Source organism: Kushneria indalinina DSM 14324, from assembly GCF_003385845.1.
Lineage (GTDB): Bacteria > Pseudomonadota > Gammaproteobacteria > Pseudomonadales > Halomonadaceae > Kushneria > Kushneria indalinina.
This window is the reverse complement of sequence record NZ_QRDJ01000008.1, coordinates 305,001-328,344: the sequence shown is the minus strand read 5'-3', so window position 1 is coordinate 328,344 and position 23,344 is coordinate 305,001. Positions and strand designations below refer to the sequence as shown.

At 61.4% G+C, this 23,344-nt stretch carries 22 protein-coding genes and 1 tRNA gene; 12 read left to right on the top strand and 11 right to left on the bottom strand.

Annotation, left to right across the window (positions count from 1 at the left end; translation table 11 throughout):
* Window positions 1-7: 7 nt before the first annotated feature.
* From C8D72_RS12520 to manD, 5 genes are all read right to left on the bottom strand, one after another.
* A complete protein-coding gene (locus C8D72_RS12520) occupies window positions 8-1,507 on the bottom strand; it encodes a mannitol dehydrogenase family protein (protein ID WP_115854761.1) in 1,500 nt (499 codons plus the stop codon).
* Between the two features lie 45 nt (window positions 1,508-1,552).
* Window positions 1,553-2,839, bottom strand: coding sequence for a TRAP transporter large permease (locus C8D72_RS12515; protein ID WP_115854760.1), 1,287 nt, complete (start codon window positions 2,837-2,839; stop codon window positions 1,553-1,555).
* Between the two features lie 4 nt (window positions 2,840-2,843).
* Window positions 2,844-3,437, bottom strand: coding sequence for a TRAP transporter small permease (locus C8D72_RS12510; RefSeq protein ID WP_245955250.1), 594 nt, complete (start codon window positions 3,435-3,437; stop codon window positions 2,844-2,846).
* A 95-nt stretch (window positions 3,438-3,532) separates the two neighbouring features.
* A complete protein-coding gene (locus C8D72_RS12505) occupies window positions 3,533-4,531 on the bottom strand; it encodes a TRAP transporter substrate-binding protein (protein ID WP_245955249.1) in 999 nt (332 codons plus the stop codon).
* A gap of 111 nt (window positions 4,532-4,642) precedes the next feature.
* Entirely contained in the window at window positions 4,643-5,854 is a 1,212-nt protein-coding gene (gene manD / locus C8D72_RS12500; protein ID WP_115854759.1) for a D-mannonate dehydratase ManD, read from the bottom strand.
* 228 nt (window positions 5,855-6,082) lie between these two features.
* Here manD and C8D72_RS12495 point away from each other — a divergent pair, with 228 nt between their 5' ends.
* The 3 genes from C8D72_RS12495 (at window position 6,083) to dps (ending at window position 9,268) form a co-directional block, all read left to right on the top strand.
* On the top strand, window positions 6,083-6,862 hold the full coding sequence (locus tag C8D72_RS12495) for an FCD domain-containing protein (protein WP_115854758.1): 780 nt from the start codon (window positions 6,083-6,085) through the stop codon (window positions 6,860-6,862).
* A 142-nt stretch (window positions 6,863-7,004) separates the two neighbouring features.
* Window positions 7,005-8,573, top strand: coding sequence for a sodium:solute symporter family transporter (locus tag C8D72_RS12490; RefSeq protein ID WP_115854757.1), 1,569 nt, complete (start codon window positions 7,005-7,007; stop codon window positions 8,571-8,573).
* A 155-nt stretch (window positions 8,574-8,728) separates the two neighbouring features.
* Window positions 8,729-9,268, top strand: a complete 540-nt coding sequence (dps, locus tag C8D72_RS12485) for a DNA starvation/stationary phase protection protein Dps (protein WP_115854756.1) — start codon at window positions 8,729-8,731, stop codon at window positions 9,266-9,268.
* Window positions 9,269-9,367: 99 nt separating this feature from the next.
* Here the strand turns inward: dps and kdgK are convergent, their stop codons facing one another.
* Window positions 9,368-10,294: a 2-dehydro-3-deoxygluconokinase gene (gene kdgK, locus C8D72_RS12480; protein ID WP_170140595.1), complete on the bottom strand. Its 927-nt coding sequence runs from the start codon at window positions 10,292-10,294 to the stop codon at window positions 9,368-9,370.
* A 122-nt stretch (window positions 10,295-10,416) separates the two neighbouring features.
* Here kdgK and C8D72_RS12475 point away from each other — a divergent pair, with 122 nt between their 5' ends.
* From C8D72_RS12475 to C8D72_RS12465, 3 genes are all read left to right on the top strand, one after another.
* Complete coding sequence (locus C8D72_RS12475) at window positions 10,417-11,082, top strand: HAD family hydrolase (RefSeq protein WP_115854754.1); 666 nt, start codon at window positions 10,417-10,419, stop codon at window positions 11,080-11,082.
* Between the two features lie 91 nt (window positions 11,083-11,173).
* The gene (locus tag C8D72_RS12470; protein WP_115854753.1) at window positions 11,174-11,911 is read left to right on the top strand and encodes a DUF2076 domain-containing protein; all 738 of its coding nucleotides are present in this window, start codon (window positions 11,174-11,176) and stop codon (window positions 11,909-11,911) included.
* Window positions 11,912-12,012: 101 nt separating this feature from the next.
* Window positions 12,013-12,102 (top strand) — tRNA-Ser (locus C8D72_RS12465).
* Window positions 12,103-12,167: 65 nt separating this feature from the next.
* Here C8D72_RS12465 and C8D72_RS12460 read toward each other — a convergent pair.
* The 3 genes from C8D72_RS12460 to C8D72_RS12450 all read right to left on the bottom strand — a co-directional run bounded on the left by C8D72_RS12460 (window position 12,168) and on the right by C8D72_RS12450 (window position 14,565).
* Window positions 12,168-12,674, bottom strand: coding sequence for a copper resistance protein NlpE (locus C8D72_RS12460; protein ID WP_170140594.1), 507 nt, complete (start codon window positions 12,672-12,674; stop codon window positions 12,168-12,170).
* Window positions 12,675-12,776: 102 nt separating this feature from the next.
* Window positions 12,777-14,069, bottom strand: coding sequence for a sensor domain-containing diguanylate cyclase (locus C8D72_RS12455; protein ID WP_170140593.1), 1,293 nt, complete (start codon window positions 14,067-14,069; stop codon window positions 12,777-12,779).
* Window positions 14,070-14,343: 274 nt separating this feature from the next.
* On the bottom strand, window positions 14,344-14,565 hold the full coding sequence (locus C8D72_RS12450) for a hypothetical protein (RefSeq protein WP_115854750.1): 222 nt from the start codon (window positions 14,563-14,565) through the stop codon (window positions 14,344-14,346).
* Window positions 14,566-14,891: 326 nt separating this feature from the next.
* Here C8D72_RS12450 and argC point away from each other — a divergent pair, with 326 nt between their 5' ends.
* The 3 genes from argC (at window position 14,892) to zwf (ending at window position 18,445) form a co-directional block, all read left to right on the top strand.
* Window positions 14,892-15,848 carry an N-acetyl-gamma-glutamyl-phosphate reductase gene (gene argC, locus C8D72_RS12445; protein ID WP_115854749.1) on the top strand — a complete coding sequence of 319 codons (957 nt, stop codon included), beginning with the start codon at window positions 14,892-14,894 and terminating at the stop codon, window positions 15,846-15,848.
* A 71-nt stretch (window positions 15,849-15,919) separates the two neighbouring features.
* Window positions 15,920-16,735 (top strand): ion transporter, encoded by an 816-nt coding sequence (locus tag C8D72_RS12440; RefSeq protein WP_115854748.1) that lies wholly within the window; start codon window positions 15,920-15,922, stop codon window positions 16,733-16,735.
* 111 nt (window positions 16,736-16,846) lie between these two features.
* On the top strand, window positions 16,847-18,445 hold the full coding sequence (gene zwf / locus C8D72_RS12435) for a glucose-6-phosphate dehydrogenase (RefSeq protein WP_115854747.1): 1,599 nt from the start codon (window positions 16,847-16,849) through the stop codon (window positions 18,443-18,445).
* A 127-nt stretch (window positions 18,446-18,572) separates the two neighbouring features.
* On the opposite strand, the gene C8D72_RS12430 is transcribed toward zwf, so the two are convergent.
* Window positions 18,573-19,463: an NAD-dependent epimerase/dehydratase family protein gene (locus C8D72_RS12430; RefSeq protein ID WP_115854746.1), complete on the bottom strand. Its 891-nt coding sequence runs from the start codon at window positions 19,461-19,463 to the stop codon at window positions 18,573-18,575.
* Between the two features lie 230 nt (window positions 19,464-19,693).
* Here C8D72_RS12430 and C8D72_RS12425 point away from each other — a divergent pair, with 230 nt between their 5' ends.
* Window positions 19,694-20,863 carry a zinc-dependent alcohol dehydrogenase gene (locus C8D72_RS12425; protein ID WP_115854745.1) on the top strand — a complete coding sequence of 390 codons (1,170 nt, stop codon included), beginning with the start codon at window positions 19,694-19,696 and terminating at the stop codon, window positions 20,861-20,863.
* A gap of 85 nt (window positions 20,864-20,948) precedes the next feature.
* Window positions 20,949-21,524 (top strand): hypothetical protein, encoded by a 576-nt coding sequence (locus C8D72_RS12420; RefSeq protein WP_245955248.1) that lies wholly within the window; start codon window positions 20,949-20,951, stop codon window positions 21,522-21,524.
* Between the two features lie 66 nt (window positions 21,525-21,590).
* On the opposite strand, the gene C8D72_RS12415 is transcribed toward C8D72_RS12420, so the two are convergent.
* Window positions 21,591-22,331: an SDR family oxidoreductase gene (locus C8D72_RS12415; protein WP_115854744.1), complete on the bottom strand. Its 741-nt coding sequence runs from the start codon at window positions 22,329-22,331 to the stop codon at window positions 21,591-21,593.
* 118 nt (window positions 22,332-22,449) lie between these two features.
* Between C8D72_RS12415 and C8D72_RS12410 the strand changes: the two genes are divergently transcribed.
* Window positions 22,450-23,337 carry a LysR family transcriptional regulator gene (locus tag C8D72_RS12410; protein WP_115854743.1) on the top strand — a complete coding sequence of 296 codons (888 nt, stop codon included), beginning with the start codon at window positions 22,450-22,452 and terminating at the stop codon, window positions 23,335-23,337.
* Window positions 23,338-23,344 lie beyond the last annotated feature (7 nt).

Genomic DNA, 23,344 nt, shown 5'->3' with positions numbered 1-23,344 from the left:
AAACGACTCAAAGGCCGGCCAGATGCTGCTCGAGCGCCGCGCGCATGCCGAGGCGCTCGATGGACTCCAGCGCCTGCCGCACCTGATCATTAAAGCGCGGCGCGCTGACCAGCGTGGGGGCAAAGATCGCCTCGATTGCCATGGCGGCAGCCGCCCGATCCGCGCTGCGCTCATGGCCATGGCACTGCGCCAGTTGATCCGCCATCGGATCGCTGACCGGGTAGGCATGGCCCTGCTCGTCCACGCCGCGGGTATAGCGAATCCACGCCGCCACGCCGAATACGGTGGCGGCCAGCGCCTGCTCGTCCTGACTGTCGGCCAGGCGTTGCTCACCGCCGCGCAGCCAGCGCTGGGGCAGCTTCTGCGAGCCGTCCATGGCGATCTGATGCAGACGGTGGCGCAGACTGTCGTTGCCAAAGCGCGTCATCAGCGCGTCGGCGTAGCCTTCCAGCGACACGCTTGCCGGCATCGATAGCGTTGGTGCGGCTTCCTCGAGCATGTAGCGACGCAAAAGCTTTTGCAGCAGCGGATCGGCGACCGCCTGCGCGACCGTTTCCAGCCCCATCAGGGGGCCGGTATAGGCCAAAAGCGAGTGCGCACCGTTGAGCATGCGAAGCTTCATGGTCTCGAACGGCGCCACATCCTCGACCATTTCGACACCGGCCTGCCCCCAGTCGGGCCGGCCCTGGGGAAAGTGATCCTCGATCACCCACTGCAGGAAGGCCTCGCTGACCACGGCCGCGGGGTCGTCACAGCCCAGCACCTGAAGGCGCTCGAAGGCCTCGTCGTCCATGGCCGGCACGATGCGATCCACCATGCTGGAAGGAAAGGCCACCTGCGTGTCGATCCACTCGGCAAGTTCGGTATCCCGCCTTTCGGCCAGGGCCACCACGGCCCGACGGGTGCGCTCGCCGTTGTCCGGCATGTTGTCACAGCAGAGCACCGTAAACGGCGGGATGCCGGCCTGTCGGCGACGCGCCAGCGCCTCGACCAGAATGCCCGGCGCCGTACGCGGGGCCTCGGGGTGGGCGATATCGGCGGCAATGGCTGGCTCCTCGCTCAGCAGTGCCCCCTCACTGGGGCTCAGGTAATAGCCCTTCTCGGTCACCGTGAGCGTGACGATGCGGGTATCACTGTTGCTCAAGCGATCCAGCAGCGCGGGGAGGTCTTCCCCCTGCTGCCCCTGTTGATCGATGCCGGTAAACAGCGTCTCGCTGATGGCACGAATCTCGCGCAGAGCGACATGGGCGCGGTCGGTATACTCGGCCAGATGGTAGCGAAACCCCTGGTCACGCAGGGTCTCCACCAGCACGCGATTGCCGCGGATGTTGACGCTGCAGATGCCCCACTCACGCTCGCCGCGGGCGATACACTGCTCCACCACCTGCGCCTGATGGGCCCGATGGAAGGCGCCGAGTCCCAGATGCACAATCCCGATGCGCTCGGGCGCGTGCCCGGAGGGAATGCGCACCACTTCGGGAGCGTCGTGGCTGTCGGATGAACTCATCAATCTCTCCTTGTCTGTGGCGTCCGCGCGGGTCCGGGCACCACGTTATCCCGCCGGTCCCATGACCAGATTGGGCAGCCACAGCGAAATGGCCGGGATGTACATCACCAGCAACAGGACCGCCAGGTTGCACAGCAGAAACGGGATAATGGCGCGGGCCACTTCACTCATGCGGATCTCGCCGATCCCTGCCACCACGAACAGGCAGATGCCCACCGGCGGCGTGGTCAGACCGATCATCAGATTCAGTACCGCCATGATGCCAAAGTGCACAGGATCCACGCCGACGCCGGTCGCCACGCCCAGCAGCGCCAGAAACAGGATGATCAGCGCTGCGATGGTCTCCATGAAGGTGCCGACAAACAGCAAAATCAGGTTAAGAATCAAAATCACCATCAGCGGGTTCTCGCTGATGCCCAGGATGCCATCGGCAATCATCTGCGGAATGCGCTCACTGGTCAGGATCCAGCCAAACAGATTGGCCAGCCCCACCAGCATCATCAGCGCGGCGGAGGTCAGCGCAGCATCCACGAACAGCTTTGGCAGATTGCGCCAGTTCAACCCCTTGTAGACGAACATGCCCACCACCATCGCGTAGATACAGGCCACGATCGAGGCCTCCGTCGGCGTAAAGAAGCCGCCGATGATCCCGTAGAGAATGATGAAGGTCATCAACAGCGCCCAGAACGCGCTCTTGCCCTCAATCAGAATCTCCTTGAGCGTGGCGCGCTTCTCCTTCGGATAGCCCCGTTTGACCGCCAGCACATACACCGTAATCATCATGCCCAGCGCCAGCAGAATGCCCGGCACCACGCCCGCCATGAACATGCGACCGACCGAGATACCCGACAGCGACCCCACAATAATCATCGGCACGCTGGGCGGAATGATCGGGCCGATTGTCGAGGAAGCCGCCGTCACGGCTGCGGCAAAGGGCTTGTCATAGCCGGCTTTCGACATGCCGGGGATCATGACCGAGCCGACGCTTGCGGCATCGGCCACGGCGGTGCCGGAAATGCCGCCAAAGATCATCGAACCGCCCACGTTGGCCAGCCCCAGGCCGCCGCGGATGTGACCGACCACGGCGTTGGAAAAGCGCACGATGTGTTCGGTGATGTTGCCCACGTTCATCAGATTGCCGGCCAGAATGAAGCCCGGAATACACAGCAGAACAAACGAGTCCATGCCGGCAAACATGCGCTGGGGCACGATAGTCAGCGGAATACCGGCAAAGAACAGATAGGCCGCCGAGGAGATCCCGAGCGCAAAGGCGATCGGAATGCCGGCAAACAGCAGCGCAAAAAATACGGCAAACAGCATCAATACTTCCATGGTGCTACCTCTGCCCGGTGCCGGGCGTTGCCTTGTTGTCGCGGGACAGGCCCAAAAGCCCGGCCACGGCTTCTATGGCACCGATCACGCCATACAAAATGACCATGGCAAACAGCACCACGGTGGCGCCAAAGACCCACTGCATCGATACCTTGAGCGCCGGCGAGGTCTGGAAGGCGCCGATGCTGGCGTACTGCCATGCATAGGGCACGATCAGCCAGGCAAAGCCGACCAGCACAACGCTCATCAACAACTGATAGAGACAGGCGCCCCTGACGCCGAAACGATGATGAAAGAGCTCCAGACTGATGTGCTTGCCACGGCGCATGACCAGCCCGGCACTCACGGCAATCATCATGATAAAGAGATAGCGCGACAGTTCTTCGGTCCAGACCGGTGCCGATGGCAGTATCAGACGCCCCAGGATCTGTACGATCACCACGCCGGCAATGGCCACCAGTATCAGCCCGGCGACCGTTGCGAGTATTCGATCCATGACGTTGACCAGAGTGCCGAATACCCCGCCCAGACGTGGCACCCGCCCCAGAACATCGAGCGCCTCCAGCGCCTCGCTGGCCCGCTTTTCAGTGTCACTCACGTTGTCTCTCCCTGCTGGCACGCCCTCCGAACACGATGTCCGGAAGGCGTGAGGATCAGCGATTTGACCATGGCTCGACGACGAGCCGGCAGCGATCAGAGCTGTTCGATGCGCTCGAGAAGCTCGGTCTGCTCGGGATCAAGCGCCTTTTTGATGGCCGGCATGGCCTTGTCGGCAAAGGCCTGGGTGTCGACCTCGACAAAGGTCATGCCCTTGTCCTTGAGCGCCTGCTCAAGGCGTGTCTGGTCTTCGGCAAAGAGCTCACGCTCATAGCTCTGCATGTCGCCGGCGGCCTCGCGCACCACCTGCTGCAGATCATCGGGCATGCCTTCAAGCTGACGCTTGCCGATCACGACATAGATCCAGCTTCTGACGTGGTTGGTCATGTTCACGACGTCCTGCACCTCGGACAGACTCGCGCTCTCGATCAGCGACAGCGGGTTTTCCTGACCATCGATGGTGCCCTGCTGCAGCGAGGTGAACACTTCACTGAAGGCCATGGGCGTAGGCCGTGCCCCCAGCGCCTGCCAGGTGTCCACAAACAGCGGCACGTTGGGCACGCGCAGACGCAGGCCCTTCAGGTCATCCGGTGTCTTGATCTCGCGATTGGCGGTCAGCTGACGGGCGCCGCGCTCGAACCAGGTCAGCGGGACCAGTCCGGTGCGCTCGGTGATCTGGGCCTCGATCTCGCTGCCGATGTCGCCGTCGACCGCCCTTTCCAGCTGGTCACTGTCATGAAAGGCGTAGGGGACAGCCATCATGGCGGCCTTGGGCGCCCAGTTCTGCAGGCTTTCACCGGTAATGGTGATATCGGCGGTGCCCAGCTGGATGGAGTTGATCATGTCCATCTCGTTGCCCAGCTGCTCGTTGGGATAGACCTGCACTTCGATACGGCCGTCGGAGTTCTCCTCGACCTGCTCCTTGAAGTGCATGGCGGCCTTGTTCCAGATGTTCTGCTCGTTGGCCAGATGGCCGAACTTCAGCGTGTAGTCGGCGGCCTGTACCGGCATGGCCATGGCCATGACACCGGCGGCCAGCACGCCGGCACTGATGAGCTGCGACAGACGCAGACGAGACAATTGATGCATCGACATACCTTGCTCCTGCAGGGCCCGGGCCCTGATCAAAATCCAGCGGTGGGATCATCGGCTGCTCGGCAGCCCGTATCTATCACCCTGCTCGTTTCCAGGCAGGACGCCATCGGCCTACCAGTGCCAGAGCGTGCCATCCTCGAGCCGGTTGACCGGCAGGCTGGCGCGCTTGTAGGGGTACTTCGCCGCCAGTGCCTCGTCGATATCCACGCCGTGGCCGGGGGCTTCGCCCGGCGTAAAGTGGCCATCCTCGAAGCGGTAGGCGTGCGGGAAGACTTCCTCGATCTCCTCGCTGTGCGGCATGTGCTCCTGAATGCCGAAGTTGGGCACCCAGGTATCGAAATGCAGCGCCGCGCCCATGCAGACCGGCGACAGGTCGGTCGGGCCATGAAAGCCGGTACGCACGTGATACAGCTCGGCCAGTGCCGCGATGCGACGCACGTGCGTGATACCGCCGGCGTGGGTCAGCGTGGCGCGGATGTAGTCGATCGACTGCGACTCGATCAGCTCGCGGCAGTCATGGATGGAGTTGAAGACCTCCCCTACCGCCAGCGGCGTGGTGGTGTGCTGACGAATCAGGCCAAAGGCGCTCTGATTTTCGGCCGGCACGCAGTCCTCGAGCCAGAACAGATGATAGGGCTCGACCTCCTTGCCCAGTCGCGCCGCCTCGATGGGCGTCAGGCGGTGGTGGACGTCATGCAGGATGTGCAGGTCGTCACCGAAGCGCTCGCGAACGGCCTGGAACAGCTTGGGCACGTGGTTGAGATACTTCGAGGTACTCCAGACGTTTTCGCTGGGCAGGCTCGAATCGGCCGGCTCATAGCGCTCGCCGGCCTTTTTGGCAACGCCATAGGTCGAGGCAATGCCCGGAATGCCGCACTGCACGCGCACGGCGCGATAGCCCAGATCAACGTGGCGCTGGACCTCTTCCAGACAGCCTTCGATGTCATGGCCGGTCGCGTGGCCGTAGACCATGACCCGCTCGCGGCTCTTGCCACCCAGCAGCTTGTAGAGCGGCATGCCGGCGGCCTTGCCCATGATGTCCCACAGCGCCATGTCCACGGCACCGATCGCCGACATGGTGACCGGCCCGCGGCGCCAATAGGCTCCGCGGTAGAAGAACTGCCAGATGTCCTCGATGCTTGACGGGTCGCGTCCGATCAGCGCCGGCGCCACATGCTCTTCGAGATAGGCCACTACCGCCAGCTCACGACCGTTGAGCGTGGCATCACCGATGCCGTAGATCCCTTCATCGGTTTCAATCTTTAGTGTGACCAGATTTCGACCCGGACAGGTCACGATGACGCGTGCATCCACAATCTTCATAAGGGTTCTCTACCTGTGTACATCAATGACGCCAGGCTACCTGTATTATGATTGGCATACCAAATAGACATTGGTATACATCAGCGTCGCAAAGCTTCACAGCGCGCTTTAAAGTGTTGTCAGGTAGGCTGTATCAGCACATCGTGGTGAAACTGGCATGCCACATCAGGCCGACGATCATCGAATGGATCGCGGCGTTCAGGGGCTTGAGCCATCAGGGAGGTCGGGATGCGCCGACAGTATCAGATCATTGGCGAGCAGATCGGTCAGCAGATCGACCGTGACGGCTATCGCCCCGGCGACCGTCTACCCACGGAGCGCGAATACGCCGAGCGCTTTGACGTGAGTCGCACGGTGGTGCGCGAGGCTTTTATCATGCTCGAACTGGCCGGGCGCGTGGCGGTACGCAAGGGGTCGGGGACCTATGTCTGCGCGCCCGCCGACAACCGCGAGCCGGCCCTTTCCCCAGCACAGTCGCCCCCCTCACCGGTCGAGGATATCGGTCCCTTTGAGCTGTTGAAGGCGCGTCAGGTGGTAGAAAGCGCCGTGGCCGCCGCCGCGGCCGAACTGGTGACGCCGGGCGACATTCGCGCCCTGTCGACGCTGCTGGCCGAGGAGCGTCAGGCGCTGGAGACCTCCATCGGCGGGCAGGAGCTGACCAATGCGCCTGATCAGGCTGACCGGGCCTTTCATCTGCTGATCGCGCGGGCCAGTCAGAACACCCTGCTGGAAGACGCCGTCAACCGCCTATGGGAGCAGCGTGACCGCAGCCCCATGTGGCGACGGCTGCACGGACGCATCATGGATTTCTCCTATCGTCGCAGCTGGCTGGATGATCATGACCGTATTCTTGCCTGTCTTAAAAAACGCGACCGCGGCGGCGCTCATGACGCGATGTGGGCCCATATTGACCACGTCATGCATACGCTGTTTACCCACTCCGATACCGATGACCCGGGGTTTGACGGCTATCTCTTCACCCGTGGTATCGAGTCTTCCTCCTCCTGACGTCCCTGTTTTCCCATGGATTACGGCCCATGTCCGGGTCGCCAGCCCCATGCATCTGACCTAATGTAGATAGCGGCAGCACGGCAAACAACAATACGGATCAACGGCAGCGCACCCGTGCTGACCGTGACGGGAGGGCGACATGGTCTGGCTGGATTATGCGGTGATTGCGGCGTATCTGGGCGGCTTTTTGCTGCTGGGGCAGGTGTTCAGGCACCAGCACTCCGGTGAGGATTACTTTCTGGGCAGCCGCGGTTTTGGCTGGTTTCCGCTGTCGCTGTCGGCGGCAGCCACACAGCTGTCGGCCGTCAGTTTCATCTCGGCGCCCGCCTTTGTCGGCATGAAGGAAGGGGGCGGCCTGATCTGGCTGACCTATGAATTCGCCGTACCGCTGGCGATGATTGCCCTGATCGTGCTCTTTTTCCCAACCCTCTACGCGGCCGGCGTGGTCAGCATCTACGGCTATCTGGAAAAGCGCTTCGGGCGCAGCACCCGTATCCTGCTAAGCCTTGTCTTTCAGCTCTCGCGCGCCTTTGCCACCAGCGTCATGGTCTACGCCATCGCACTGATCCTCACCCATGCCATCGGCCTGCCGCTATGGGCCACCATCGTGGTGATCGGCGTCGTCACGCTGGTGTATTCCTATCAGGGCGGCATGAAGGCCGTGGTCTACGGCGATGTGATTCAGATGGTGCTGCTGGTGATCGGGCTGGTGGTCTGTCTGGTGTTTGCCCTGTCGCTGATCGGTGGCTGGGACGTGTTCATGGCCAACGTGGATCCGGCACGTCTTGAAACCGTGCGCTTTGATGACTTCGGCATCGGCAGTGGCAACAACGGCTTCGGCTTCTGGCCCATGGTGATTGGCGGGCTGTTTCTCTACGCCGCCTACTACGGCGCCGATCAAAGCCAGGCCCAGCGGCTGTTGTCCGCCCGCGACGCGCGCACCGTGCGTCATACCCTGCTGGCCAACGGACTGCTGCGCTTCCCGGTCACGCTGTGCTACTGCCTGCTCGGGCTGGTGCTGGGGACGCTGGCCGTCACGCATCCGGAATTTCGCGCCCTGGTGCCCGCCGATGAGCCGGATCTGATGGTGCCGCTGTTCATGCGCGACTATCTGCCCGCCGGGCTGACCGGCATTTTGATCGTGGCGATCTTTTCAGCGGCCATGTCCTCGGTCAGCTCGGCAATCAATTCACTGTCGGCGGCCAGCGTCGAGGATCTTTTCGTGCGCGGGCGCGACATCGACGACAAGCGCTACATGCGCCTCTCCCGCCTTACCTCCATCTTCTGGGGCGTGGTCTGCATCACGCTGGCCTTTTTTACCGGCAACATCGCCTCGACCATCATTGAGGCGATCAACAAGGTGGGCTCGCTCTTTTTCGGGCCGATGCTGGCTACGTTTCTGGCCGCCATTTTGATCCGGCGCATCAACGGTATCGGGGCCAACTGCGGGCTGATCGCAGGCGTCGGCCTCAACGCCTTTTTGTGGCTTTATGTGCCGCAGCTTTTCTGGTTCTGGTGGAACGTGACCGGGGCCGTAGCCATGCTCGTCGTCGCCCTGATCGTCAGCGCCGTGACACAGCGCCGCACACACAGCGAGGTCATGCCCCGACCCGTTCTGGATCTTCATGTGCCCACAATCGCGATACTGGGCGCGTTTTTTATAATCATCGTGGGATTTAGTGTCTGGCTGCCGAGCCTTTTTGGGTAATTCAATCGCCTCGATAGCTGAACTCAGCCTTGATATCGGGGCAGGACATACCAAAATTGCTTATAAGCAGATTGCGATGGCGTGCCATGACAACACGCCACCCAGCCCGGCAACAGCGGGCCGTTTTCACTGGTCTCGACAAAAGGATGTGACTCATGAGCAGTGCCAGCACGCGCAACATCAAGGATGCCAACCAGAAGAGCGCAACGACGCTTTATCCGACGCGCAACGATATCCCCGAAGGCGAGCGCGAAAAGATCGTGGCGGTCATGAATGCTCGACTGGCCGAGCTGATCGACCTGGCGCTGGTGATCAAGCAGGCCCACTGGAACCTCAAGGGCCCGCAGTTCATCGCCGTCCACGAGATGCTTGACGGTTTCAGAAGCGGCATCGATGCCCACGTCGATGAAGTCGCCGAGCGTCTGGTCCAGCTGGGTGGCACGGCACTGGGCACGGTGCAACAGGTTTCGAAGAACACCAGCCTGGAAAGCTATCCGGCCAACATTCACCGCATCGAGGATCATCTCAAGGCGCTGGCCGATCACTACGCCGGGGTGGGTGCCACGGTGCGCAAGTCCATTAATGAGGCCGACGAGCTCGGCGATGCCGACTCTTCCGACCTGTTGACCGGTGTCTCGCGCACGCTCGACAGCAACCTGTGGTTCATCGAGGCCCACATGCAGGAAGGCGCCTGAGTCAAAGGCACCTGACCCGGGCACATTTCGGGTCCTGAAAATGACAACGGGAGCGCCCCATGGGGCGCTCCCGTTTTTTATGCCGTATCGACAGCCGCCTCAGGGCATGTCGGGCATGTGCTCGACATCGATGATGGCGCCGCGATGGCCGATGACAGTGGCCGCCAGCCGATGGCCCCAGCGCGCGGCCTGCTCGACATCGCCACCGGTCAGGCGACAGGCCAGATAGCCGGCGCTGAAGGAGTCCCCCGCCGCCGTAGTGTCTACCACCTTCTCGACCCGCTCGCCGGCCACTTCATGACGCACGCCCTCACACTCGATCAGACAGCTTTCGGCGCCGCGCTTGATCACGATCTCGCCCACGCCCTGGTCGCGATAAAACGCAAACAGGGCCTCGGGGGTCTCAAGGCCAAACAGCGCCTGATCATCTTCAAAGGTGACAATGGCCAGATCCACCTGGGCCAGCAGCGCCTGATGGGCCTGACGGGCACTCTCGGCGTTCGGCCAGAGCCGGGGGCGATAGTTGTTGTCAAACACCACCGTCACACCGCGCTCGCGCAGCGCCGGCAGTCGTGCCAGCAGCCGCTCACGCCCTTCTGCGGTCAGGATGGCCAGACTAATGCCGCTGAGATAAAGCGTCTTGTGGTGGGCCAGCCCTTCTAGCAGCTGCTCACCCTCCTCGCCATCAAACATGAAGCGCGCTGCGGCCTCGCTTCGCCAGTAGTGAAAGCGCCGTTCGCCGGTCTCATCGGTTTCGATGAAATAAAGCCCTGGCAGGCGCGTCTCAAGGGTTCGCACGTTATTGGTACCGACCCCTTCCTGCGTAAAGCGCTCGCGCATGGCCTGGCTGAAGCCGTCACTGCCCAGCGCCGTCACGTACTCAACGTTGAGCGCCTTGCCTGCCAGGCGGGCCAGATAGGCCGCCGTATTAAAGCTGTCGCCGCCGAAGGTCTGATGAATGGACTGGCCCGGCCGACCATGCATTTCGATCATGCACTCGCCCATAAGTGCGATGGTTGATGACAAGATGGTTCTCCCTTTCCGGCATTGTGTTTTGCGACGATGCACCCGAAGCTGGTATGACTCAAGCGATACCGATATTCCCCAAATTTCATGATATTCCCGAGAGAACAGCTTCAGGAGCCCCCATGGCACGCATCAAATGTCTGATTTTTGACTGCGACGGCACGCTGGTCGACAGTGAACCCCTGCTGGCCGACGTTCTGGCACAGTCTCTGCCCGAAGCCGGTCTGCCCTTTACCGCCAGCGATTACATGAATGAATTTCGCGGCGTGGTCTATGCCCACATCGTGGCGGCACTCGAGCAGCGCCATGGCGTCGTGGACGAAACGGTAAAAAAAGAAACCGAAACGCGCATGCGCGCACGTCTGATGGCCGGTCTCAAGGATAACCTGCAGATCATTGCCGGTATCGAGGCGGCCATGGAAGTCCTGGCACCGGACTATCTGTGCTGTGTGGCCTCCAACGGGCCGCTGAACAAGATTCGCCAGTCCATGGAAGTCTCCGGACTGGGGCGCTTTTTCGGTGATCACCTCTTTTCAGCCTACGAAGTGGGTCACTTCAAGCCTGATCCGGGGCTTTTCCTGCATGCAGCCCGCGCCATGGGCGTGGCCCCCGAGGCGTGTCTGGTCATCGATGACGCGCCCGTGGGCGTGACGGCCGCGCTGGACGCCGGCATGCAGGTGGCCCATATCAATCACTTCCCCGAGGAAGAACAGACGCCTGAACGGGCGCATGAACTCCTTCACATGAAGGATCTACCGGCGCTGGTGCAAACGCTGAATCAGGCCTGATTCAGGCACCATGGCGCCTGGCGGTGGTCAAAGCCATTATTGACCCCATGTATTGTCAGACTCATGTATTGCCGGAACAGGGAGAAAACCCATGGCACGCAGCGAACAGGAAATGATCGACGGTCTGTTTTCCCGTCTCAAGGAAGCCGAGGCGCAGACCGGCGAGCGTGACGAACAGGCGCAAAAGCGCATTGACGACCACGTTAATGAGCAGCCCGGCGCGCCCTACTACATGGCGCAGACCATCCTGGTACAGGAAGCCGCCATCAAGCGTCTCAACGCCCGCGTCGAGGCGCTGGAGAAGCAGAAAAGCGAGAAGCGCAGCAGCGGTGGCTTTCTGGCCGGTATCTTCGGTGCCGGTCAGGAGGATGAAAAACCCGCCGAGCAAGGCCGCCCCTCGGGCGCGTCAGGCCGCACGGCCGCTGCTGGCCCGGGACAGAACTGGCAGACCAACGGCCCGGCATCAAACGCCCCCGGCAATGCCATGCAAGGCGGTGCCACGCGCGGCGGCGGCTTTTTGGGCGGGGCCCTGCAAACGGCGGCCGGCGTGGCCGGCGGGGTCATGCTGGGCAACATGCTGATGGGCATGTTCAACGGTCACGACGGCGATCAGATGGGTGATGCCATCAACGACCCGGTCGGCACTGACGGTCAGAATGATCAGGGCGATCAAATGGCCAGCGATGATACCGGCGGTGATCAGGGCAGCTTCGAGCCGGCCGGTTACGATGCTCCGGCCGATGGGCCTCATGACGACGGCGGCTTTCAGGATGACAGCTCATTTTTCGGCGGTGATGCCGGCGGCTTTGACGACTTCGATGAACTCTGATTACCGCAGGACCTGAGTCAGTGCCAACCGGGGCCTTCCTCCCCTTCTCCTCACGGCGGGATGGACAAACTGCCACGATGTGCGTACCATATGCGGCCTTCGGAGAGGTGGTCGAGTGGTCGAAGGCGCCGGTCTCGAAAACCGGAGTGGGTTTACGCCCACCGAGGGTTCGAATCCCTCCCTCTCCGCCAGACATGAAAAACCGGCCCTTGTGGCCGGTTTTTTTGTGCGCGATGTTCAGCCCCTTTCGAACCGCCTACCCCTGATACGGCATGGACTGCGCCGACGTCCCCGAGGCGGGCTGTACCGGCTCGGCCACATGGCGCAACTCGGTATTTTGCGTGGTATCGATGGGCTGGCCGTTGCAGTTCAACCGGCGCAGGCGGTCGTTGCCGATGACCTGAAAGCTCATGCAGCGCTCGTCACTTTCGGGATCGAGTCGATAGATCACGGCCTGCGGATCGACCTGATTGCCACGTGTCACGACCCAGTCGCCCGTACGCGTCTGAACATCGCGCTCGTTATCACGACCCAGATAGCGCTGCTTGAGCGTATAGGTCGCGCCAAAGCCGGTCATGCCGGAAGATACCAGCGTCAGCTCGGTATCGATGCCCTCGCAGTCGGCACAGGGCAGCACGCCCTGCCAGCTTTCGGCCACGGACATGACCTGCGGTGCCGACGACACCTGCGGCTGCTGGCTGCAGCCCGCCAGCGCCAGACCTGCTGCCGCCAGCATGATGCCTCTGGAAAAAGCTTTTTTCATGACGCGCCCCCGTTTGCCTTTGACTACCCCAACTCTTGTCGAGTCCTGACCACACATGACTACAGGCAAACGTAGTCGAGTCGCGCCAGACTGTCGTGGCGTTCAGGTGACAATTCGGTCGCGCCCACGCCCCTTGGCCTGATAAAGCTTCTGATCCATGCCTTCTACCAGATCATTGCTGTTCATGCCGCGCGCATTGACGATCCCGGCCGAGAAGGTGATCTGCAGCCCACGCGGGCTGAGATACTCCATCGACAGGCTCTGGCGCAGACGCTCGAGCGCCTGGAGCGCACCGCCCGGGTCGATCCCCGGTAAAATCAGCATGAACTCCTCCCCGCCCCAGCGCACCAGGATATCGCCAGCACGCAGCTGACGCGACAGCACCTCGGCAAACTGCTGAAGAACCTGGTCACCGACGGTGTGTCCGTAGTCATCGTTGACGCGCTTGAAATGGTCGATATCGAGCAGGGCCACGCTGATATCCATCCCCTGACGCTCGGCCTGCTCGAGTGCGGCTTCGAGACTGCTGACGCCAAACCGGCGATTGCGAATACCGGTCAGCTCATCATGCGTGGCAAGATACTCAAGACGCACATTCTTTTCTTCCAGCGCCGTCTCGAGCGTCTTGCGCTCGCTGATATCGACCAGAAAGACCACATCACGCGGCCGGCCATCTTCGCCCTCGATGCGTACGCTCTCGACAATGACCGTATGGCGCTCGCCGCTGCGGGCCACCAGCTCGCACTCGCCAAACTGTCGGGTGTGCCCATGTCGGCTGTCCAGCGCGCCGGGCTGCTGACGGCGCAGATACTGATGACTGCTGTAGGGCACCACTACAGAGAAGGGCCGACCGATCAGCTCATGCTCCTCATAGCCATGAAAGCGACAGTAGGCCGGATTGACCATCTCGAAGCGGCCATCCTCGGTCAGCACGCAGATGCCCATGGGCGTGGCATTGATGATGCTTGAGATGCGCTCCTGGCTGCGCCGGAGCTCTTCATGCTGAACGATCTGCTGAGTACAGTCCTGCAGCACCATCATGACCCGACGTGTCTTCCCGTCGTCCTTCAATCGACAGCCGGTCAGACCCAGCGCCATGCGCCGCCCGCTGTCATTGAAGCGAAGCCAGCGTACGCGGGGCGCCTGCCCCTGTCCGGAGGCCTCCTCATCAAGGTGCCAGTAATGAGCAGGGTGGTGCCCTTCTTCATCGGGACACCATTGCCAGGGCTCCTCTTCCTCGAAAGGCGCAAAATGATTCAGCAGGGTTCTGGCAGAGTGATTGGCGCCTTCAAGCGTAATGCGCTCGCCACACCGGTAGACCAGTGCTGCGATGTTCAGCTTATCGAGTGCCTCAATGGACGGGCAATCTTCGGTGGGCGGCAGACTATGGCTCATCGCGCAATAATTACCTTTTTTCACATAAACATTACTCATGGTCACATTATGAACACCGCGCCCCCGTACTTCCTGTCTGATTAATGCATTAATCATTTTTAACGTGAAAATTCAGTGCAAAGGGTGCAAATGGCACAAGTCATATGGCCGAGTGGCGTACCGGGGCATTAAACAAGGGGGCTAGAAACAGAGAGAGGGAATGACAAAAACCAGTACCATTTACCAGTCGAAAGAATGACCAGGCAGGCTTCAGGACAGCGTCTGCCAGCCCGGGCTACAGACGTGAGGAAACACGCTCGGTCTGCTGCTGATTGAAGATATAATCCTGGCGACCATCCGTTTTGCATACCTTGACACTGCCATGGCTCGCCAGGGCCCTTTTTTCAGCCCATTGGACAGCAGTACGCTTGGTATAAAAGCGTTTTATGATCTGGTCTCTGTCATCACACACCAGCCATCGACCATTTTGTTTTCTTACCAGATAGTTGAAAGACATTATGACTTCTCCCCGGCAGCATCATGTCCGTTATTGTCAGGCAGGTTCCTTATTTGCAAGGATGACTATAAGTCACGAGTCACGTTTCGCCAGACGCTTTTGTATCAGAAACCCAATATTTGCACCGTTTAATCATCTGATTTAATTCCCGTATCGGGCAATGATATTTCTTGATCATGGATTTGATCAGCGATTAAGTACAGCTGGCTTCCAATCATCAGGAGCCTCGAGGAGCATGCGATGCCGCCTTCGGGTGCACACCGGTACTGAAGGCGTACAATGAAACAAGCCAACAGCTTCATATCATCATTCCCGTGAGGTAAACCATGACGTTCAGGGTATTTGTGGATGGCCAGGAAGGCACGACCGGCCTGAGGATTTTTGACTATCTGCAGGCACGCGAGGATATCGAACTGCTGCGTATCGACAGCGACCGCCGCAAGGACCGTGACGAGCGCGCGCGTCTGATCAATCAGGCCGATGTCGTCTTTCTCTGTCTGCCGGATGAGGCCTCGCGGGAGGCAGCCACCATGGTCGACAATCCCGACACTTGCCTGATCGATGCCAGCACTGCCTTTCGTACCGATCCCGAGTGGACCTACGGACTGCCGGAGCTGACGCCGGGCCAGCGCGAGCGCATCCGCGCCAGCAAGCGCATTGCCAACGTGGGCTGTCATGCCAGCGCCTTCATCATGCTGGTCCGCCCGCTGATCGATGCCGGCCTGCTGCCGACTGACTACCCCTTCTCGGCATTTTCATTGACCGGCTACAGCGGCGGCGGCAAGAAGATGATCGCCGAGTTTGAGGCCGCAACGGACGGCTCGCTGGCTGCGCCACGCCCCTATGCCCTGACACTCTCCCACAAGCACCTGCCGGAAATGCACATTCATGGCGGCCTCGACCGGTCGCCGGTATTCACCCCGATCGTCGGCAATTTCCTGAAGGGGCTGTCGGTCAACATTCCGCTTCAGGGCTCGCACCTGCCCGAGGGAACCAGCATTGAGCGCATTACTCGCGCATGGCAGGCCCACTACGACGGTGCCCCCTTCGTGCACGTGATGTCGGCCCGCGACAGTGACGCGCTCGATGGCGGCTTTTTTGACGTCACGGCCTGCAATGACACCAACCGCGTCGATCTGTGTGTCTTTGGCAACGAGGAAAGATTTGCGCTGGTTGCCCGCATGGACAACCTGGGCAAGGGTGCGGCCGGGGCTGCCGTGCAGAACATGAATATCCATCTGGGGCTGGAGGAAACTACCGGCCTGTCTCGCCGCCTCGGATAATGCCCTGCCTCCCGTGGTGCAGCAGGCGCCTCGGGAGGACATTCGCGGTTCAGGCATGACGGAAACCCCTGATGAAAGAGCGCGTCACCCCCTTCCAGCTGTTCATTCTGGTGCTGTCGATCTATGTCATCACCGCCATGGCCGTCAACCTGCTGCTGACGCTGCCACCAGAGCTTTCCCGCCTGCTGCAGTACATGGACTACATTGTCTGCCTGTTCTTTTTCATCGATTTCTGTCAGCGCTTCATTCGCGCCGAGAGCAAGCTGGCCTACATGCGCTGGGGCTGGATCGATCTGCTGGCCTGTATCCCGGCCGGTTTTTTTCAGGGTGCCCGCATGTTTCGTGTGGTGCAGGTGCTGCGCGTACTGCGGGCCATCAAGTCGATGGAGATGATCTGGCGGCTGTTGTTTCGCAACCGCGCCGAAGGTGTATTCGCCTCGGTCGCCACCGCCACGGTCCTGCTGGTGGCCTTTGGCGCCATCACCATGCTGATGGTGGAAAGCCCCCACCCTGAAAGCCCGATCAATACGGCCGAGGAAGCCCTGTGGTGGGCGATCGTAACCATCACCACCGTGGGCTATGGCGATTACTATCCCGTCACGGCTCTGGGCCGGGTGGTAGCGGTCATGCTGATGATCGGCGGCGTGGGGCTTTTTGGCAGCTTTGCCGCCTATATCAGCTCGATCTTCATCGCCGACGACAGCGAACGCGAATCCCGCGAGGCGCGTGCTCAGCGCGACATGACCCGCGCTCTGCATGAACAGATTCGCGAACTGACCGGCGAGGTACGCGAGCTGCGTGAGCGCCTGGATCGACTGCATGACGCCCCCGAGCCCCCTGCCCGGCGCCCGCCTGATGACCCGAAACGCCCCGACGACGATTCATGACCCGGGCCTTTACTGATCCATGAGGCATAACGTCGCATTTGCATTACGCTTTATAGAAGGGGAGTGACGCGTTGCCCCCGGTCCACATGCACCCAAGCACAAGGCGATGACATGACCCAGACCGACCATCAGCATCAAGAGGACGGGCAGCACCAGAAGGCGGCCCCACCGGCCGACGACACCACCATGTTCATCTTTGGCGCCAGCGGCGATCTGGTAAAACGACTGCTGGTGCCCTCACTTTACAACCTGGACCGCGACGGCCTGCTTGACCGCGGCATGAACATTGTCGGCGTCGACATTGCCGAGCACGATGACGACAGCTTTCGCGGCCATCTCAAGGATTTCATCGCCGACAAGGCCGCCGACAAGCATGCCGAAGGCGGCGGCCAGGAGATTGATGAAGCGCACTGGCAGGATTTTGCCGAGCGTATTCACTATCTTCAGGGCGATTTCACCGAGTCGGACATCTACGCGCAGATCAGGACCCAGCTTGAGGAAGCCACCAGCGATAACGCCATCTTCTACTGCGCCACCGCACCGCGCTTTTTCGGCGAGATCGCAGGTCAGCTGGGCCAGGCCGATCTGATGAAAGAGGGAAATAACCGCTACCGCCGCATGGTGGTGGAAAAACCCTTTGGCCATGATCTCGAGTCGGCCCAGGCGCTCAACGCTCAGCTGCTGGAGGTCATGAAGGAAGAGCAGATCTATCGAATCGACCACTTTCTGGGCAAGGAGACCGTGCAGAACATCCTGGTCGCCCGTTTTGCCAACGTGCTGTTCGAGCCCTTCTGGAACAATCACTACATCGATCATATCCAGATCACCGCCGCCGAGACCGTGGGCGTTGAAACGCGCGGCAGCTTTTATGAAAAAAGCGGTGCCATGCGGGACATGGTGCCCAATCACCTCTTTCAGCTGCTGGCCATGGTGGCCATTGAGCCGCCGGCGGCCTTCGGCGCCGATGCCCTGCGCAGCGAAAAGGCCAAGGTCCTGGGCGCCCTGCGTCCCTGGCCCAGAGAGGAGGTGCGCGAAAATTCGGTGCGCGGGCAGTATCACGCCGGCCACCTTAACGAGGAGGATGTCCCCGACTATCGGGACGAGCCCGATGTCGAGGAGGACAGCAACACCGAAACCTATGTCGCCATGAAGATGATGGTCGACAACTGGCGCTGGGTGAACGTGCCCTTTTATCTGCGCACCGGCAAGCGTCTGAGCGCGCGCGATACCGAGATCGCCATCTGTTTCAAGCCGGCCCCCTACGCCCAGTTCCGCGGCACCGACGTGGACCGGCTGACCTCCAACTGGCTGATCATTCAGCTGCAGCCCAACGAGGGCATGTGGTTCGACTTCCAGGCCAAGCGCCCCGGGCCGGAGCTGGAGATGGATACCGTCAAGATGGGGTTTGCCTACAAGGACTTCTTCGACCTGCCCGCCGCCACCGGCTATGAAACCCTGATCTATGACTGCCTGACCGGCGATCAGATGCTGTTTCAGCGTGTGGACACGATCGAAAACAGCTGGCGCGCCGTTCAGCCCTTTCTGGACGCCTGGGCCGAGGACGACAGCGTCGAAGGCTATGAGGCCGGCTCCGAGGGCCCGCAGAGCGCCGACGAGCTGCTCGAGCGTGATGGCCGGACCTGGCACAAGATCGGCGAAGTGACGGGGCCGGGCGTGGCACCGGTACCGGGCAGTTCAAGACGGCAATAGCATCAGATGAAATAATCGCGCCCTTTTGATCGGGCAGAAAAAAGGGAGCGTGCGGCTCAACCGCACGCTCCCTTTTTATTGATGCCAAAAGCCGCGATGACCCATCAAAGGCGTCCGGCAGATTTTTCTACTGCCCCAGCTCGTCCCTCCAGGAGTGCTTCGGCGTGAAACCCACCAGACGATGCGCCTTCTCGTTGCTGTAGAAGGTCTCGAACTCGCCCATCTCGCGCTTGAGCGGCACCTCCGGGTAGAAACGCTCGATCACCTCACGGCTTGTCAGACTCACCGATAGATCATCATTGGCTACATTGAACACCTCGTAACCCAGACCATCCGTTTTCAGACAGCAATCAACCATCTGGCCGAGATCGCGGGCATCGATGTAGGCAAAGATGTTGCGGCGGCGCAGGGCGGGATTCTCCATGAAGGCCGGAAACTTCTCGCGATACTCATGCGGCTCGATCACGTTGTTGATGCGCAGGCCGTAGATGTCGATTCCCGAGCGCGCCTGGAAAGAGCGCGCGGTGACCTCGTTGACCACCTTGCTCATGGCGTAGCTGTCCTGCGGCACGGTGGGGTGTTCCTCGTCCACGGGCAGATACGCCGGCTTTACCTCGCCATCGGCAAAGCAGACCCCATAGGTGGTTTCGCTGGAGGCGAAAATCACCTTGGGGATACCCAGTTTGGTGGCGGCATCCAGCACGTTGTAGGTGCTCAGGGTATTGATGCGATACGTCTCATTGTCCGGCCGATGCAGAATGGCCGGTATGGCCGCGAAGTGGACGATGGCGTCGTAATGCGGCACGCCGGTGCCCGGCTCCAGTTCGTCGGGGCTGGCGTAGGCCCGGCAGGCATTGAAGACCTGGCCTGCGTCGGTCAGATCGGTCGTCAGGTGCGCGATGCCGGGCGTATCGGACGTCGCCCAGTCCAGATTGGTGACCCGGTGGCCCTGGTCGCGAAGATAAGCGGTCGCATGTCGGCCGGCCTTGCCGCTACCACCCGTAAACAGAATGCGCATGGGTTCTCCCGGTTAATGAAGCAGTCATGACACCCTGGCAAGGCGCGGTTCGATGTGCCAGTAAGCAACACCTTTTGTCCCTTTCTTATCCGGCATTAATACCTTCCCCTGTTCTTTGCCTTGTGCCCCCTGGCGTACTGGACCAGATTGGAAAGGTACCCTTTTCCTGCCCCGCGGCGCCGTCATGACGGCGCTGATTCTTCGGCTCGTTTTGACAGGGAGGCCACGCCATGAAGGCGCTTTGCTGGCACGGCAAGAACGACGTTCGCTACGACACGGTACCCGACCCCACCATCGAGGATGCGCGCGACGCCATCGTCAACGTCAGTAGCTGCGCCATCTGTGGCTCCGACATGCACCTTTATGACCACTTCATTCCGGCCATGAAATCCGGCGATGTACTGGGCCATGAGTTCATGGGCGAGGTCATGGAAGTCGGCAGCGAGACGCGCAATCTCAAGGTTGGCGATCGTATCGTGGTGCCCTTTACCATCACCTGCGGTGAGTGTGAGCAGTGTCGTCGCGGCAACTTCTCGGTCTGCGAACGCTCCAACCGCAATCGCGCCCTGGCCGACGCAGCCTTCGGTCATGCCGGTGCCGGACTTTTTGGCTACTCGCACCTCACCGGCGGCTACGCCGGCGGCCAGGCCGAGTACGTGCGCGTGCCCTTTGCCGATCATACCCATATCAAGGTGCCGGACACGCTCACCGATGAGCAGGTGCTGTTTCTGGGCGATATCTTTCCCACCGGCTGGCAGGCCGTGGTGCAGTGCGACATCCAGCCCACCGATACCGTGGCCATCTGGGGCGCCGGCCCGGTCGGTCAGTTCTGCGTACGCAGCGCCATCATGCTCGGCGCCGAGCAGATCATCATGATCGACAACGTGCCCGAGCGCCTGGCCATGGCCCGTGCCGGCGGCGCCATCACGATCAACTTTGATGATGAAAGCGTACTGGAGCGGCTCAATGAGCTGACCCGCGGCAAGGGCCCGGAGAAGTGCATCGATGCGGTCGGTCTTGAAGCTCATGCCACCCGCTCGCTGGACAGCGTCTATGACCGGGTCAAGCAGGCCGTGATGCTGGAAAGTGATCGCGCCCACGTGCTGCGCGAGATGATCTACGTCTGCCGTCCGGCCGGGGTCATCTCGATTCCCGGCGTCTACGGCGGGCTGGTCGACAAGATGCCCATCGGCGCGCTGATGAACAAGGGGCTGACGGTGCGCACCGGCCAGACCCATGTCAAGCGCTGGGCCGATGACCTGCTGGCCCGTATCGATGACGGCCAGATCGACCCGTCGTTTGTCATCACCCATAGCATGGGACTCGACCAGGGGCCGGACATGTATAAAACCTTCCGGGAAAAACAGGACGGCTGCATCAAGGTGGTCCTCAAGCCATGAGCCCTGGTTCTCCTTTAGAACCTGTTCCCCTTTCAAAAGGCACGCTCGTCAAAAAACACGTCAAAAGGCAAAGGGAGACGCTTCAATGACGACATCGCATCACCTGTCTGCCAACCCGGGCGATCATGGCGGCCCACGCTCGATGGATGGCAACGACCGGCTGGCCCGCGTGCTCGGCTGGGCCGGCGTAGGTCTGGGACTGGCGGAGCTGTTCATGCCGGGGCGCGTGACGCGCGCGCTGGGTGTCGAAGGCCATGAGAACTGGGTACGTGCCTGTGGCGTGCGACAGATCGTGACCGGACTGGGCGCTCTGAGTGACAACCCGGCACCGGCGCTCAAGCTCCGCCTCGCCGGTGACGCGCTGGATCTGGCGGCGCTGGCCTGGGTGCGCCGCGAGCCGCACGTGCATCGAAGCACTATTGATAACACCATGCTGGCACTGGGCGCCGTCACGGCGCTGGAAGGCTGGTGTGCCGCGAAACTGCACCGACGCCATGCGTACATGGGCGGCATCACGCCCGACTACAGCCGCCGCTCGGGTTTCCCCAAACCGGTCGCACAGATGCGCGGTATCGCGAAGGATTTCGAGACGCCCGCGGACATGCGCGACGCGCTGCCCATGCCCCGCTATCAGCCCGGTGAGCCGCGCATCGCCGACTGATCCGACCGTCATTTGCCCCATGGTCTCCCCATGACGCCAGGGGGCGGTTTGCCGTCCCCCTTTCCTTCAGACCATGCCACCATTGGCACGCAGCGTCTGACCGTTGATCCACCCGCCCTCCGGGCCGACCAGAAACGAGACCGTACTGGCGATGTCCTCGGGCCGGCCCAGCCGCTCAAGCGGATTGCCCTTCGCAAGCGTCTCGACCTGCTCGTTGGTCTTGCCCTTCAGAAACAGATCCGTTGCCGTGGGCCCCGGCGCCACCGAATTGACGGTGATATTTCTCCCTCGAAGCTCTTTGGACAGCACATCGCCCATGACCTCGATCGCGGCCTTGGTTGCGCTATAGACGCCATAGGTCGGGAGCTTCGCCCCTACCACGGAGGAGGAGAGATTGACGATTCGCCCACCATCGGCCATTCGCCGCGACGCCTCGCGCATCGTCAGAAAGGAGCCTTTCAGATTGATGGCTACGGTCCGGTCGAACAGGACATCGTCGCTGTCGGCATGCGGTGCCAGCTGCATGACGCCAGCCGAGTTCACCAGCACGCTCGGCACGCCAAAGGCCGCTTCGCTCTCGTCAAAAAGTCGTGCCACCTGTTGCGGATCGGACACGTCGGCTTTCGCAGCCACGGCTCGTCCACCGGCCGCCTCAATGGCCGACACGACCTCGACAGCGGCCTGCTCGCTGCCCGAGTAGTTGACCACCACATTGAAACCGTCGGCGGCCAGACGTTTGGCAATGGCGGCACCGATACCGCGAGAGGCGCCAGTCACCAGGGCGATTTTCAGGATTTGCTCGGTCATGGGATGATCTCCTTTTTTCTGTCGGACGTGCTCGCTGGTTCTCTGACCCAAGAATGGCACGCGGTCTGGAGCGTATAAATGCCGACCTGCCGGCAGGAGCATTCGGAGAAACCGGACAATGGATCGCTTTGACGAGATGCGCGTCTTCATTCGCGTGGCGGAAACGTGCAGCTTTCGGCGGACAGCCGAAAGCCTTGGCATGCCGGCCTCGACGATTTCCGACGCCGTCAGGCGCATGGAAACGCGACTTGGCGTGCGTCTCCTGGATCGTACCACCCGGGTGGTCGCCCCAACCCTGGACGGAGAGGCCTGGTATCAACGCTGCCTTGCCATCGTTGGCGAGGTCGAGGATGCCGAGGGCGCTTTCACCGGCGGCGACGTGAAGGGCCGGCTTCGAGTGGATGTTCACGGCACGCTGGCTCGCCACTTTCTGCTGCCGGCCCTGCCGGACTTTCTTCGTGCCCACCCGCAGCTCGAGCTCGTCATGTCGGAAGGCGACCGTCTGGTCGATCTGATTCGCGAGGGCGTCGACTGCGTCGTGCGTGTCACCGAGCCGGCCGACAGCGATCTCATCGCCCGGCGCCTGGGGGTGCTGCCGGAGACCATCGTTGCCGCACCGGAGTATCTGGAACGCCACGGTTCGCCCTCGACTCCTGATGAGCTGGAAGGTCACCGCGTGGTGGCCTTCCTGTCATCGAAGACCGGGGCCCCCATGGATCTTGAGCTGACAATCGATGACCGAACCGTGACACGGCGTTTGCCCGCCGCGCTCATTACGACCGGTGCTGAAACAATGGTCAGCGCTGCGCGTCTGGGACTTGGCCTCATTCAGGTGCCGCGCTATCACGTGGCTGACGATATCGCCGCCGGACGGCTTGTCGAAGTGCTTTCAGAGTATGCCTCGGCTCCCTCCCCGGTCGTCGCCCTATATCCACGAGACCGCCAGCTCTCGCCGCGCCTGCGCGTCTTTCTTGACTGGCTCGCAGCGCGCTCCTTGACGGACTGATCCGCCA